Here is a 12,778-nt window from a genome sequence, read left to right on the forward strand (position 1 = left end):
CCCCGCCTCCTAGGCCGTCAGCGCCTGCGACTAACCGTCGACATCGCGTTTGAAGACGAGCATGAGCGATCGCATGCTCAGCACGAAGCCGCCGAAGAGCAGGACGAAACCGAAGAACGCGTAGAGGTGGATGCCCTCGGTCAGCAGTGGTCCTTCCTCACTGGTGATGAGGACGATCGAGCCCAATACCGCAGCGCCGGCGAGGACAGCGACGATGAGCTGCTGGAACAGGCTCGTGAGGAATCGTCGATCGGAGGTGTTCTCCAGTACGCGCATGTTCATCGAGAAGCGGCCCTGCTCGAGGTCCTCGGTGATCTTGTTGAGCCGCCGAGGCAGGCGGTCGATCATCGGCAGGATCTGCATCGCACGGCGCTGCAGTTCATCGGTGATCTTCGTGGACTTCAGCTTGCTGCGCATGAGTCGGTTGCCCTCCTTGCGAGCGACGGCGACCACGTCGAAGGTGGGGTCGATGACGAGGAGGGCTCCCTCGACCGAGGCCAGGGCACGGAATGCCGCGCTGATCGGGGCCGGGACGGAGAACCGGTGGGCCAGGACCAGGTTGAACAGATCGTCGAAGAGCTTCTGCCCGTTGTACGAGTGGCTTCCGCCGCCGTAGCGGGTGAGCAGCTCGCCGACCGCACGTTCGACGGCCCGATCGTCGAGGTTCTCGGGGCGTCCGAGGAGCTCGATGAGGGAGTCGGTGGCTCCTGCGCTGTCGTTCTGATCGATCGAGTAGAGCATGAGTCCCAGAGCCGTCTGCGTTCCCGGGTCGAGTCTGCCGACCGCGCCGAAGTCCAGCAGGCCCAATCCGCCGTCGGGCATGATGAAGATGTTGCCCGAGTGCAGGTCGGCGTGGAAGACGCCATCGGTGATGATCTGTTCGAGTGTGGCACCGAGAAGAGTGGTGGCCAGGGCCTTCCGTTCCTTCTCGGAGAGCTCCTTGAGGATGGTCCCGGCCGAGGACACCGGTTGCCCCGGCAGCTTGTCCATGATGAGGAGTCGTTCGCTCGAGAGTTCCGGATAGCCGTGGGGCACCGTCACGGAGAACTTGCCCGACCGCTTCAGACTGTCCTCGATGGTGCGCATGTTGCCGAGTTCGATCCGATAGTCGAGTTCCTCTTCGAGGGAGTTGGCGAAGCCCTTGGCAAGTGTCTCGATTCCCAGGTCCTGGCCCCACACGGTTGTCTTGTTCAACCACTTGGCCAGTCGCAGAATGATGTCGAGGTCCTGGTTGACCTGGTTGAGGGCCTTCGGGCGCTGGACCTTCACGATGACCTCGGTGCCGTCGAGGAGTGTGGCCTCATGGACCTGGGCCACAGAGGCCGCGGCCAGAGGCGTTGCGTCGATGCGGGAGAACACGTTCTTCAGCGGCCTGCCTATGCGCTCGACGATCGCCGGTTCGATGACGGACCAGGGTTCGGGAGAGACCTGAGTCTGCAGCATCTCCAGTTCGCGGATGTACTCGGGCGGCAGCACATCACGACGGGTCGAGAGCATCTGGCCGAGCTTGACGAAGGTGACTCCGGCTTCGGACAGTGAGTTCTTCAGGGCTCGGGCCGTCTTCGCCTCGCGCCCAGGGGTCGTGCCCCGACCGAAGCCGCGGATCTGTGCACCCAGGCCGTGACGGACGGCGATCGAGACGACCTCGGCGTAGCGTCGACCGCGCCGCCTGCGCGCCTTCCAGCCGAAGAACAGCGACTGCGGACCGGGCACCGATCCTGTCGGGAAGGCGGCTTCGATGACGACGAGAGCACCGACACCGAGAGCGAAGATCCAGCCGGTCGCCAGCAGCAGGAGCATGAGTGCGACACCCGGGGCCACATCGAGGCCACCAGTATTCTGTCCTGTCCCGGCGCGATAGAGGTACTGCACTGTCACGGCCATGACCGCGCTCATCACCAGACCTACGCCGATGGTTCGCGGCCAGCCCGTTGGGACGCCGACGACGCGTCGCACAACCGTGGCAGCCAGCCATGACTGCAGCAGGAGGAACAGCAGGGCGGCAATGCTCAGCAGCGCAAAGGCTCCGAAATCGAGGGCAGCCATATCCGCCTCTCCTTCCACGGGGTTGTCTGGGTGGGGCAGTCCGGGGGTTGAAGGTGGGTCATCACCAGCCTAGACGGTTCAGGGGAGTTCGACCGGTGTTCAGCGGCGACGTCGGCTGGGCAGACCGATCTGCTGCGACCAGATGATCGCCCACACGGCGCCCACGATGGCGAAGAGTCCCGGGAACAGGATCCCGAAGCGCAGTGAGGCGACCGTGATGACCAGCGAGATGAGGGTCGGTCCGGCCAGTTTGCCGCCGTTGGAGAAGATCGCCCAGATGCCTAAGAAGCGGGCGCGTCCGATCGCCGGCGACAGATCGGCACCGATGGTCATGTTCACACCCGCACCAAGACCGTTGCCGAAGGCCATGACTGCTGCGGCCGCGATCATGCCGGTCAGATCCGGACGCAGCACCATGACGATGAAGCCGGACCCGAAGATCGTCAGGCAGGTCACCAACGTCGTCGTCCGCCCGAGGTGGTCCTTGATATAGGCGCCGAGGAACATGAAGCCGAGTTCGAGGGCGGCGCCGAAGGCGATGAGCAGCGAGATCGACGATTCGTGCATCCCGATCTCGACTCCCCACAGCTGGATCACCACGGGCTGAGCCGACCGAGCCACCGTCAGTGCAGCGACCGAGATCCCCACGAGGACCACAGCCTTCCACCTCACGTCGAGGCGAGGGCGGGGAGGCTCTGCCGCCTCGGCGAGGGTGGGATTCGTCGGCGCACCGGCGCCGGAGCTTCCGCGGTCCGAGTAGCCGGGGATGTGGGCGATGGGCAGGGCCATGACGACGATGGCGGCGATGGCTGCAACGCCGGCGAAGACGAACACCGACCACAGTGGGAAGGCGAGCATGAGGCCGGCGCCGGCGATGGGGCCGATCAGGTTGCCCACCCGCTGAGTTCCGCCCAGCGCCGTCATCGCCTTGGCCAGATCCTTCGCCGGCATCACCTCGGCGACCACTGCCTGCCGGGCCAGGCTCCACACATCGGAGACCGGAGCGAAGAGCATGAGCGCCACGGTGTAGAGAACAAGCGAGGCAGGCGAGTCCCAGAGGAAGGCCGCGACGATCCCGCCGAGAACGACGACCGCGGTCATCGTGGCGACGAGCATCGCCCGGAAGTCGCCGAGGCGGTCGATGAGGATCCCGGCCGGCACAGTCGCGACAAGGGATACTGCTCCCATGATGCCGACGATGGCGGCGGCGAAGGAGGAGCTCGAGCCCAGATCGAGCGCGCCGAGGACCAGAACCGGAAGCATCGCGCCCACACCGACGGCGAAGAGAAGGGACGGTGCGAGGACCGGCCACAGGATGGGTTTGAGCACCTGACCAGTCTAGACGCCTGCGAATTCAGCCAGCGGGGCCGATTGCGGGCAGGCACACTTCGAAGCGTGCCCCCGCCTCGGTGTTGGTCACGCCTACGGTCCCCGCATGAGCCTCGACGATCCCGCGGACGATGGCCAGCCCCAGGCCGGCGTTGCCGGTGAGCGCCCCGCCGCCATCGACCGTCGGGTCGCCGGTGATCGTATCGTCGCCGGGGGTGCGTGCAGGTGAGCCCCGCCAGCCGGTGGTGAAGACCTCGGTGAGTGCCTCGGACGGGATGCCGCCCCCGTCATCGGTGACGGTGAGCACGGCCTGCCCCTGAGCATTCCTGCCCGTCTCGAGGACCACCTCGGTGTTCGCCGGTGTGTGCTGAAGCGCATTCATGAGCAGATTCTCGATCACCCGGGTCAGCTCGCGGGGGTCACCGGCGACGATGACGTCGCTGAGTCCGCGCGCGTGGACTGCGACGTCCTTCGACGCAGCCACGGGACGCAGCTCGGCCACCGCATCGGAGACGAGGTCGTAGAGACTGAGCTCGATGCTCTCGAGTTCGAGCGCCCCCGACTGGATCCGTGACAGAGCGAAGAGATCGTCGACCATGCGCGAGAGCCGGTCGATCTGGACGCGGATCTTCACGTAGTAGCGCTGCCGGTCCTCGACCATCCCATCCTCGAGGGCCTCCGACATCGCCTTCAGGCCGGCCATCGGCGTACGCAGATCGTGGGCGATCCAGGCGACGAGCTCGCGCCGCGAGCGGTCGAGCGCGGCAACTTCGTCCCGGGAGTCGGCGAGCCTACGGCTCGTCGCGACGAGTTCGGCACGCAGCAGCGCAGTCTCCGAAACATCCTTCGGATCGCCGAGGTCGCCGAGTCTGCGGCCGTCACCGACCTCGGCGGTCAGCGCCCGCAGGTCCTCGTGCTCACGGGTGATGCCGCGGGCGAGGAACCAGGTCACCGCGATCGTCGACAGCAGCGAGGCGAAGGCCACGGTGAGGAACACGTAGAGGTCGTGCTCGGACAGGTACATGGCCGCAGAGATCGCGATCATCCCGGTGAGCACGGATGCCAGGGTCGTGGCCACGATGATCGTCAGCCGCACTCTCAGTGATCGGCGCCTGCCCAGCCACAGTGCACTCACGCCGAGGACGCCGACGGCGGCTGAGCACAGGAAGGCGACGAGGAAGATCCGCAGCATCTCCGGCAGCGGCAGCATCATCATCGGACAATCCCGTCCGCAGCGTCCGGGACGTCGAAGCGGTAGCCGGCGCCCCACACCGTGGTCAGGAACTTCGCCTGAGAGGGCTCGTCCTCGATCTTCTCTCGCAGCCGTCTCACCGTCACGGTGATCGTCGACAGGTCCCCGACCTCCCATCCCCACACCGACCGCAGCAGCGTTTCACGGTCGAAGACCTGATGAGGATGTTTGAGGAAGAAGGCGAGCAGGTCGAACTCTCGAGCCGAGAGCTCTACTGGGAGCCCATGACGGGTGACCCGATGGGCCGAGACGTCGAGGTGGAACGGTCCCAGGTCGAAGGGGACCTCGGGTGTGGACTCGGTGACGGTGCGCCGGAGGATTGACTGGACCCGCAGAACCAGCTCCTTGGGGGAGAAGGGCTTCGTCAGGTAGTCGTCGGCACCGGCTTCGAGGCCGTCGATGCGATCTTCGGTCGCGGACAGCGCGGTGAGCATGAGCACCGGCACCGAGGTGAAGGCACGCAGCCGACGGCACACCTCGGTGCCATCGATGCCGGGGAGCTTGCGGTCGAGGATGACGAGATCGGGCACCGCCTCGGCGAGGGTCTCAAGGGCTTGGAAGCCGTCGGTGACCTCATCGACGAGGAAACCGGCGGCGCGCAGATAGTTGCGGGCCACCTCGGCGACCGTGGGATCGTCCTCGACGAGGAGGAGACGGCGATCGGCCAGATGAGGGTCCACAGAGGCATGGGTCATGGCTTCAGTCTAAGAAGCCGCACTCGGTTCGGATACCGTTTCGCGCCGACGCTCGGAGCTTAGACTGTTCCCAGCGGAAATCGGCCCCCATGCGAAGGTGACAGATATGAGCAGTGCAGTCGCGCACCGAGCCCGGTTCCGACTGACCCCGATGCGACCTCGAGACCCAGGTGAGGACTCTCGTGCGGCCAGTTCGCTCGAGCTCTTCTTCGACCTGGTGTTCGTCATCGCGGTGTCCATTGCCGCGAGCAATCTGCATGACACGGTCACTGCCGGCCACCTCGGCGCCGGTCTGGGCAAGTACCTCATGATCTTCTTCGCGATCTGGTGGGCGTGGATGAACTTCACGTGGTTCGCGACCTCATTCGACACCGATGACTGGCTCTACCGGGTGCTGACGATCGTGCAGATGGGCGGGGTGCTCATCCTGGCCGCGGGCATCGGACCGGTCTTCGAAGACGAGAACTTCCTCGTCCTCATCCTCGGCTACATCCTCATGCGCATGGTCATGATCGCGCAGTGGCTGCGCGCGGCACGGCATGCGGGCAAGGCGCGAGGGGCGACGCTGACCTACGCCTGCGGAATCGGCATCGCGCAGGTGCTGTGGGTGGCGTGGATGAGCATCGATGATCCGGCGATCTCACTGGCCGGGTTCCTCATTCTCGTCCTCGCCGAGGTGGCCATCCCCGTGATCGCGGAAGCGCGGGGGACGACGCCCTGGCATCCGGAGCACATCACCGAACGCTTCGGCTGCTTCACGATCATCGTCCTCGGCGAGTCCATGCTGGCCTCGGCGAACGCGGTGTTCGGAGCGTTCGAGGACAGTGATGACCTCGTCTCGCTGGTGTCTCTGGGCATCCTCAGCCTCCTCGTCACTGCGGCCATGTGGTGGATCTACTTCTGGCCGCCCCACCACCGGGCGATCGGCAGCCTCGGCGGTTCGCTCACCTACGGCTACGGCCATTACTTCATCTTCGCTGCCGCCGGAGCGTTCTCGGCCGGGGTGGGCATCGAAGTCGATTCGCAGCTGGGCAACAGCGCTCTTGACCCAGTGCTCGCGACCTTCACAGTGTCCGTGCCGATCGCGGTATTCGTCCTCGGCGTGTGGCTGCTGGCGATTCGGGCCAACGCCTCAGGGGTCGTCAACACGGTCATCCCGGTGTGCGCGGTCCTCGTGCTCCTCGATCCGATCATCCCGATTCCGACGTTCCTCACGACCTTCTTCATGATCGTCATCGTCATCACCCTCATCGTGGCAACGCCGAAGGGGAACGAATCGTCCACCGTCGCCGAGGCGAGAGCGTGAGTCCGGGGCCTGAGCTCAGTTCGGGAACCTGAGCTCAATTCGGGAGACCGATGAAGTGCCTCATGTCGTGAGCCTTCGCGGCATCGACACTGCGGGCGATCTCGTCGGCGTCGGTTGAGGGGCGACGCGCATGTCTGCGGCCTGCTTCGATCAGCCACACGCCGAGGTGGACGAGTGCACGAGCGATTCCGTGGATATCGTCGGCGGCGGCGCTCGAGGTCCGCTGCAGTTCGGTGACTGTCTCTGTGCCCGATTGAGACTGACCTTCAGCGGGATCGTCGAGGAAGATCTCGCGGGTGATGGTCGTCGTGCGTTCGACGATCCTGCTGGGGCCCCGATGGTGGGTCGGCGGCCGGATCGGGTTGAGCAAGGTGCTCATGATGGTGTTCCCTCTCCATCGATCAGGGGGAAGGCGTTGAACTGAATCTGCACGGGACGGGATCCGGGGTCGTTGCGGCCACGGAACTCAGTGACGATTGCGTCGATCGTCTTGTGGACCCGATCGTTGATCTCCCGCAGCTGGGCGGGCGTCGCATGCAGGTTGCTCGTGTCGACCGCCGCGGCATCGGCCCACACATCGGGCAGCAGATCGTCCGAGTTGAGGGCGTCGACGAAGTCCTCAAGTACACGGGTGCCGTTTCTGGTCCACTCGCGCAGAATGAAGCCTGCCGAGGCGCCAGCAGAAGGATCCTCTTTGGCAGTGTTTCGACTGACGTCGATGGCTCCCGGGGAGCGGTCCCACCACTTCGCTCGCCCTCCGGAGGTGCCCTCAACCTGATGGATGAAGTTGTGGCGGGCGAGCTGACGCAGGTGGTAGCTGGTCGAACCTGTCGACTCGCCGAGCCTGCTGGCCAGGCTCGTCGCCGTCTGCGGACCGAACTTCGACAGGGCGTCATAGATCTCGACGCGCAGCGGATGCGCGAGCCCCTTGAGTGCTTCGGGGCCGAGGGTTCGGATCGGTGTCGGAGAGTCTGGTTCTTCAGCCATAGTGCAAAGATACGCTTGCAAACAAAACTTTGCAAGGAAAAGTTTGCATTGAGTTCTCACTCGATGCACGGGCAGAAGTGGCACCCTGGTCATATGAGCCTTCGACATGTCATCCCGCCCTACCTGCTCGATGCGATCGCCGAACGCGGAGGCGAGAAGTTTCCCCGAGCAGCCCGAGCCGCGCGCAGCTGTCAGGTCTCCGACGACTCCTGTCGCAAGCTGCGCGCCGAGGGACTGCGCTACACCCCGGTGGCCACACCGGATGGGGGAGCACGGGACTCCGAGGGTGAGATGCACTCTCAGGTCATCGGTGCCAGTGCTGGGGTGAACCGACTCATCCACGACGCGCAGGGCACAGAGACTCTGCCGGGAGTCCTCGTCCGCAGCGAGGGCGAAGAATCGGTGTCCGACGAGGCAGTCAATGAGGCCTACGACGGGCTCGGGGCCTCCTATTCACTCTTCGCCGAGGCCTTTGACCGCAATTCGCTCGACGGCAAAGGGATGCCGCTCATCGCGAGCGTCCACTACGGCCAGGACTACGACAACGCCTTCTTCGACGGACGGCTGATGGTCTTCGGTGACGGCGACGACGAGGTCTTCACCGGCTTCACCGGGTCGCTGTCGATCATCGGCCACGAACTCAGCCACGGCGTCATCAGCCACACCGCCGACCTCGAGTACCTCGGGCAGCCCGGTGCACTCAACGAACACTGCGCCGACGTCTTCGGAGCCCTGACCGAACAGCACGATGCCGGGCAGAACGCCGAGGATGCCGCCTGGCTCATCGGTGCCGGCATCTTCACCCCCGAGGTCACCGGCAAGGCACTGCGTTCGATGCTCGCACCCGGCACCGCCTACGACGATGATGTCCTCGGTACGGATCCGCAGCCTGACCACATGGACCGCTTCGTCACCACAGAGTCGGACAACGGCGGGGTCCATCTCAACTCCGGCATCCCCAACCGCGCTTTTGCGCTCTCCGCCACCCGCCTCGGCGGCCCGGTGTGGGAGACCGTGGGGCAGGTGTGGTTCGCCGTGCTGACCGGATCTGATATCACCACCCGCACCGATTTCGCGGGCTTCGCGGCCCTGACCATCGCCGAGGCGGCCGACCAGTTCGGAGAGGGATCCGACGTTCACGACGCGCTCGTCCAAAGCTGGGACGCGGTGGGAGTCACCGGTGGCGGCGGCCGCGGAAACGTGGGGAGCAGCTGGTGAGCGAGGAGGCGCCTCGTCCGAGCGACTCGGCCGGTGCGAGCGATGGGAGCAGGGCTCGCAGCGACAGCTTCGGCCACCTCATCGTCGAGCGCAGCGGTGGGCTCGGCGGGTTCCTCCTCGTCTGGGACCTCGATATCGACTCGAGTGAGCATCGGGAGGAGATCGGTCCGAAAGTGGCAGAACTCCCGTGGCCGGGCGAGGCGAGCGCGCAGACTGCCGGCGGTTCAGGTGCCGGGGCTGACAGGTATGTCTATGTGATCGAGAGTCGCTTCGGCCTTGTGCGCTTCGGCGAAGCCGAGATGCCGGGGGAGTGGAAGAGCCTCGTCGAGCAGGTGCGCGAGATCGCCGCCCCCGAGCGGCGTAGACCCGGTGCGAATTGATGTTGCAAACTTAGTCCGACCGGACGTATATCGCAATACACTGGTTGTCATGACTCATGACGACTCCACCGCGGCCAAGAACGAACGGGATCTCGAAGACGGCATCCACACCGACCTGCGGTCGACGATGACCTACAGCTCCTACCTCAGCCTCGACCGCCTGCTGACGTCCCAGCACCCCGTCAGCGAACCGGTCCACCACGACGAGCTGCTGTTCATCATTCAGCACCAGACCACCGAGCTGTGGTTCAAGCTCGTCATCCACGAACTTCTCGACGCTCGCAACCTCATCGCCACTGACCAGCTCCAGTTGGCACTCAAACGCATCGCCCGAGTCAAGCACATCCAGAAGACCCTCACCGAGCAGTGGTCGGTGCTCGCAACCCTGACACCGAGTGAATACGTCGGCTTCCGCGATGAGCTGGGCCAGTCATCGGGCTTCCAGTCCTGGCAGTACCGGGCCGTGGAATTCCTGCTCGGGAATAAGAACGCCGGCATGCTGCAGGTCTTCGACAGTGAGCCCGAAGCCCGTGCGCAGCTAGAGAAGTACCTCAACGAGCCGAGCGTCTACGACGAGTTCCTGCGTGCCCTCGCCCGCCGAGGCCTTCCGGTTCCGCAGCGACTGCTCGATCGGGATGTGAGCGTGGCGCACACCTTCGACGAGGAGCTTCTCGACACTTTCCGAATCATCTATGAGAACCCGCAGGACTACTGGCTGGAGTACGAGAGCTGCGAAGAGCTCGTGGATCTGGAGGAGAACTTCCAGTTCTGGCGCTACCGGCACATGCGCACGGTGCTGCGGATCATCGGAATGAAACGAGGCACCGGCGGGTCGAGCGGTGTCGGCTTCCTGCAGAAGGCACTCGACCTGACGTTCTTCCCCGAGCTCTTCGACATCCGCACCGGCATCGAAAACGGCCCCGGCACCGCGAATGGTCCGGGGCTCTGAGTCCGATCGTCGATCTCGATCACACGCCCGGCAATCCCACTTCCCTGCTGCGGACCTTCGTCGGACTCCACTTGCGAGACCTGGGCGGGTGGATTCGGGTCGCCGCTCTGCTCGAGCTCCTCGCCACCGCCGAGGTGTCGAACTCCTCGGCCCGCAGCGCGGTCTCAAGACTCAAGGGCAAGGGTCTGTTCCTCCCCGAGGAGCGGGAGGCAGTGGCCGGGTATCGATTGGATCCCGCGGCCGTCACCGACCTGGAACGCGGCGATCGCCGGATCTTCTCCTACCGCGGACAGAAGGACGACGAACCCTGGTGCCTCGTGTCCTACTCTCTGCCCGAGGTGGACCGATCCAAACGAGTTCAGCTGCGCCGAGCGCTGACAGGGTTGGGCTTCGGGGCGGTCACTGACGGACTGTGGATTGCTCCGGGGCATCTGCGCGCCGAGGTCGAGGACGCTCTGGAGAACCTCGACGTCCGAGAGCGGGCGACGATCTTCATCACGCAGACACCGCTGACGGCCGAGCCCTTCGCCCGGGCCGCAGCGAAATGGTGGGACCTGGACACGCTCGCTGCCCGGCACACCGAATTTCTTCACCGGTACGAACACGCTGCACCGCACGCAGAGGGCTCAGAACCGCACGCAGCGGGTGCAGAACACGCCGGTTCAGTCACGCTGCCACGTCCCGAACCCGGTGAGGCATTCGTGCTGTGGCTGCGTTGCGTCGACGACTGGAAGACGATCCCCTACGTCGATCCGGGCCTTCCACTCAGCGCCCTGCCCGCGGACTGGCCCGGCGGGAGGAGCGTCAAGCTCTTCGCCGAGCTGCGCGCCACGTATGCAGAGCCTGCACGCGCCCACGTCCGGAAGGTCGCCGCCGGCAGGTGACCCGCACGGGTCGAATCAGCTTTCCGGCGTGGGCTCGGCACGGCGCACATCGGCGCGACCCGGCCGCAGCCGAATCAGCCCAGGAGCGTGTCGACCGTGAGCGGGAAGTAGGGCGATTCGGGATCGACGAGGTCGGCGTGATCGGCACCTTCGGCAATGGTCAGCCGAGCTGGGAACGTCCGTGAGAAACCGATGTCGACCGTCTGATCCCGGTCCCCGTGGAGGATGAGCAGATCCACCCGAGAGGGGATGGACAGCACTCGAGAGCGCGGATCCTCGCGCAGATACGGTGCCAGGTCCGTCTCCGGTCGCGCACCCATGTAGTCGAGCACCGCGCCCTCTCCCAGTCCGTCCTCAACTTCCCTGAACAGATCGGTGACTGGAGCCAGGGGCCGCAGCCGGAACTCGGGCCCGTCCTCGTTCAGGTGGCTCGCCCAGGCCAGCACCAGGCATCCACCGGCGGAGTGGCCCGTCACGACGAGATTCTTCCGTGCCTGTGCGTTCACATTCCAGTCCGACAGCGAGCCGCTCGCGAAGGCGATGGCGGCGGTGACGTCATCGAGGCAGTCGGGCTGCCCACCTGCGCGTCGGTACTCGATGAGCACGCACAGCACCCCCGCCTCGGCGAGGGCAACGGCCATGGGCCGGGCATGGGCAAGGTCCGTGCGCTGACGGAAGTAGCCGCCGTGGACGAGGATCACCGTCGCCGAGGCGGTGCCCGGGTCGCCGTAGACCTCAAGGAACTGATCGGACTCGGTTCCGTACTCATGCCGGTTGGCCGCCCGCTTCGAGCCGAGATCGGCACCGGCGTCGCCCAGGGCGGCAAAACGCTCGTCCTGTCTCATTCGGGTTTGCGCACGCGTGTCAGTTCGGGAAGCTTTGCATCGAGCTTGTCCCCCGAGGACTGTCCGCGCAAGCGCCGACCGACCCAGGGAGCGAAGTGCTCACGGGCCCATTTCGACTCCTCGCTGACTGCGGCGCGGATCGGCCGAGTCGGACGTGCTGGCATCGCGAACCCTGTCACGGGCAGCGAGTGTCCGCTCTCCAGCGTGGCCAGTGCCTGATCGGCGACGAGGTCGTGGCCTTCGGGTGAGAGGTGGATCCGATCATCGGCCCAATTCTCACCGGCGTAGAGCGGGCGCAGGCCCCAGACATCGATCATGTGGCAGCCGTGACGCTGCGCGATCGACCACAGATGGGTGTTGTAGATGCCCACGCGCGGACGTACGGCACGGATCAGAGGTGAGCTGATCTCCGTGTCGAAGCCGTTGCACATGAGCACCTCGATGCCGGCTTCGCGGAAGGCGACGACAGCGCGTTCGAACTGATCGGCCAGGTCATCGATGTCGGCCGTCGGGCGCAGGCAGTCGTTGCCCCCGCCGCAGAAGCTGACCAGGTCGGGTTTGAGGGCGAGTGCCTTGGGCACCTGCTCATCGATGATCCGATCGAGGAGACGCCCGCGGATGGCCAGGTTGGCGTAGGTGAGCTCGGGGCTGCCGATAGGGGAGTCGACGAGCTTGCCGGCCAGACGATCGGCCCATCCCAAGTAACGGTCCTCTTGGTTGGGGTCATGGTCCATCAGCCCTTCACTGAAGGAGTCGCCGATCGCGACATATGACGTGATGGTCTGGAGCATCGCAGGGTCCTTCTCTCATTGGTTCTCTGACTCCGAACTATACTGAATCGGCCTTGCCGGAATCAGGTCGAACTGCCTTGCCGGAAACAGAATGGA

13 protein-coding genes are annotated in these 12,778 nt (G+C 65.3%); 5 read left to right on the forward strand and 8 right to left on the reverse strand.

Features of this window, described 5'->3' with window-relative positions; all coding sequences use genetic code 11:
• Nucleotides 1–30: 30 nt before the first annotated feature.
• The 4 genes from HU144_RS06770 to HU144_RS06785 all read right to left on the reverse strand — a co-directional run bounded on the left by HU144_RS06770 (nucleotide 31) and on the right by HU144_RS06785 (nucleotide 5,322).
• Nucleotides 31–2,046, reverse strand: coding sequence for an ABC1 kinase family protein (locus tag HU144_RS06770; protein WP_235350677.1), 2,016 nt, complete (start codon nucleotides 2,044–2,046; stop codon nucleotides 31–33).
• A 99-nt stretch (nucleotides 2,047–2,145) separates the two neighbouring features.
• On the reverse strand, nucleotides 2,146–3,375 hold the full coding sequence (locus HU144_RS06775; RefSeq protein ID WP_235350678.1) for an MFS transporter: 1,230 nt from the start codon (nucleotides 3,373–3,375) through the stop codon (nucleotides 2,146–2,148).
• Nucleotides 3,376–3,400: 25 nt separating this feature from the next.
• Nucleotides 3,401–4,591 (reverse strand): sensor histidine kinase, encoded by a 1,191-nt coding sequence (locus tag HU144_RS06780; RefSeq protein ID WP_235350679.1) that lies wholly within the window; start codon nucleotides 4,589–4,591, stop codon nucleotides 3,401–3,403.
• A complete protein-coding gene (locus HU144_RS06785) occupies nucleotides 4,588–5,322 on the reverse strand; it encodes a response regulator transcription factor (protein ID WP_235350680.1) in 735 nt (244 codons plus the stop codon). Before HU144_RS06785 ends, HU144_RS06780 begins: the two co-directional genes overlap by 4 nt.
• 106 nt (nucleotides 5,323–5,428) lie before the next feature.
• On the opposite strand from HU144_RS06785, the gene HU144_RS06790 reads away from it, so the two are divergent.
• Entirely contained in the window at nucleotides 5,429–6,628 is a 1,200-nt protein-coding gene (locus HU144_RS06790; RefSeq protein WP_235350681.1) for a low temperature requirement protein A, read from the forward strand.
• Between the two features lie 34 nt (nucleotides 6,629–6,662).
• On the opposite strand, the gene HU144_RS06795 is transcribed toward HU144_RS06790, so the two are convergent.
• On the reverse strand, nucleotides 6,663–7,007 hold the full coding sequence (locus HU144_RS06795) for a hypothetical protein (protein ID WP_235350682.1): 345 nt from the start codon (nucleotides 7,005–7,007) through the stop codon (nucleotides 6,663–6,665).
• Nucleotides 7,004–7,615 (reverse strand): winged helix-turn-helix domain-containing protein, encoded by a 612-nt coding sequence (locus HU144_RS06800; protein WP_235350683.1) that lies wholly within the window; start codon nucleotides 7,613–7,615, stop codon nucleotides 7,004–7,006. The genes HU144_RS06795 and HU144_RS06800 overlap by 4 nt, the downstream gene beginning before the upstream one ends.
• A gap of 93 nt (nucleotides 7,616–7,708) precedes the next feature.
• On the opposite strand from HU144_RS06800, the gene HU144_RS06805 reads away from it, so the two are divergent.
• Genes HU144_RS06805 through HU144_RS06820 form a run of 4 tightly spaced genes read left to right on the forward strand, consistent with a single transcriptional unit; the run spans nucleotide 7,709 to nucleotide 11,046 of the window.
• Nucleotides 7,709–8,833 (forward strand): M4 family metallopeptidase, encoded by a 1,125-nt coding sequence (locus HU144_RS06805; RefSeq protein ID WP_235350684.1) that lies wholly within the window; start codon nucleotides 7,709–7,711, stop codon nucleotides 8,831–8,833.
• The gene (locus HU144_RS06810) at nucleotides 8,830–9,213 is read left to right on the forward strand and encodes a hypothetical protein (RefSeq protein ID WP_235350685.1); all 384 of its coding nucleotides are present in this window, start codon (nucleotides 8,830–8,832) and stop codon (nucleotides 9,211–9,213) included. The genes HU144_RS06805 and HU144_RS06810 overlap by 4 nt, the downstream gene beginning before the upstream one ends.
• A gap of 49 nt (nucleotides 9,214–9,262) precedes the next feature.
• Nucleotides 9,263–10,162: a tryptophan 2,3-dioxygenase gene (locus HU144_RS06815; RefSeq protein WP_235350686.1), complete on the forward strand. Its 900-nt coding sequence runs from the start codon at nucleotides 9,263–9,265 to the stop codon at nucleotides 10,160–10,162.
• Nucleotides 10,163–10,209: 47 nt separating this feature from the next.
• Nucleotides 10,210–11,046: a PaaX family transcriptional regulator gene (locus HU144_RS06820; protein ID WP_268826130.1), complete on the forward strand. Its 837-nt coding sequence runs from the start codon at nucleotides 10,210–10,212 to the stop codon at nucleotides 11,044–11,046.
• 74 nt (nucleotides 11,047–11,120) lie between these two features.
• Here HU144_RS06820 and HU144_RS06825 read toward each other — a convergent pair whose 3' ends face one another.
• Together HU144_RS06825 and HU144_RS06830 are read right to left on the reverse strand one after the other, a co-directional pair.
• Nucleotides 11,121–11,891, reverse strand: a complete 771-nt coding sequence (locus tag HU144_RS06825) for an alpha/beta hydrolase (RefSeq protein WP_235350688.1) — start codon at nucleotides 11,889–11,891, stop codon at nucleotides 11,121–11,123.
• Nucleotides 11,888–12,682, reverse strand: coding sequence for an SGNH/GDSL hydrolase family protein (locus tag HU144_RS06830; RefSeq protein WP_235350689.1), 795 nt, complete (start codon nucleotides 12,680–12,682; stop codon nucleotides 11,888–11,890). The genes HU144_RS06825 and HU144_RS06830 overlap by 4 nt, the downstream gene beginning before the upstream one ends.
• Between the last annotated feature and the right edge of the window lie 96 nt (nucleotides 12,683–12,778).

Origin of the sequence: Brevibacterium sp. UCMA 11752, assembly GCF_021532235.1 — a bacterium.
Lineage (GTDB): Bacteria > Actinomycetota > Actinomycetes > Actinomycetales > Brevibacteriaceae > Brevibacterium > Brevibacterium antiquum.

What these genes read in the sequence shown, in the direction of transcription:
- HU144_RS06770 (WP_235350677.1), bottom strand. Translation starts at nt 2,046, where the DNA reads ATGGCTGCCCTCGATTTCGGAGCCTTTGCGCTGCTGAGCATTGCCGCC.
- HU144_RS06785 (WP_235350680.1), bottom strand. Translation starts at nt 5,322, where the DNA reads ATGACCCATGCCTCTGTGGACCCTCATCTGGCCGATCGCCGTCTCCTC.
- HU144_RS06800 (WP_235350683.1), bottom strand. Translation starts at nt 7,615, where the DNA reads ATGGCTGAAGAACCAGACTCTCCGACACCGATCCGAACCCTCGGCCCC.
- HU144_RS06815 (WP_235350686.1), top strand. Translation starts at nt 9,263, where the DNA reads ATGACTCATGACGACTCCACCGCGGCCAAGAACGAACGGGATCTCGAA.
- HU144_RS06795 (WP_235350682.1), bottom strand. Translation starts at nt 7,007, where the DNA reads ATGAGCACCTTGCTCAACCCGATCCGGCCGCCGACCCACCATCGGGGC.
- HU144_RS06830 (WP_235350689.1), bottom strand. Translation starts at nt 12,682, where the DNA reads ATGCTCCAGACCATCACGTCATATGTCGCGATCGGCGACTCCTTCAGT.
- HU144_RS06805 (WP_235350684.1), top strand. Translation starts at nt 7,709, where the DNA reads ATGAGCCTTCGACATGTCATCCCGCCCTACCTGCTCGATGCGATCGCC.
- HU144_RS06825 (WP_235350688.1), bottom strand. Translation starts at nt 11,891, where the DNA reads ATGAGACAGGACGAGCGTTTTGCCGCCCTGGGCGACGCCGGTGCCGAT.
- HU144_RS06780 (WP_235350679.1), bottom strand. Translation starts at nt 4,591, where the DNA reads ATGATGATGCTGCCGCTGCCGGAGATGCTGCGGATCTTCCTCGTCGCC.
- HU144_RS06790 (WP_235350681.1), top strand. Translation starts at nt 5,429, where the DNA reads ATGAGCAGTGCAGTCGCGCACCGAGCCCGGTTCCGACTGACCCCGATG.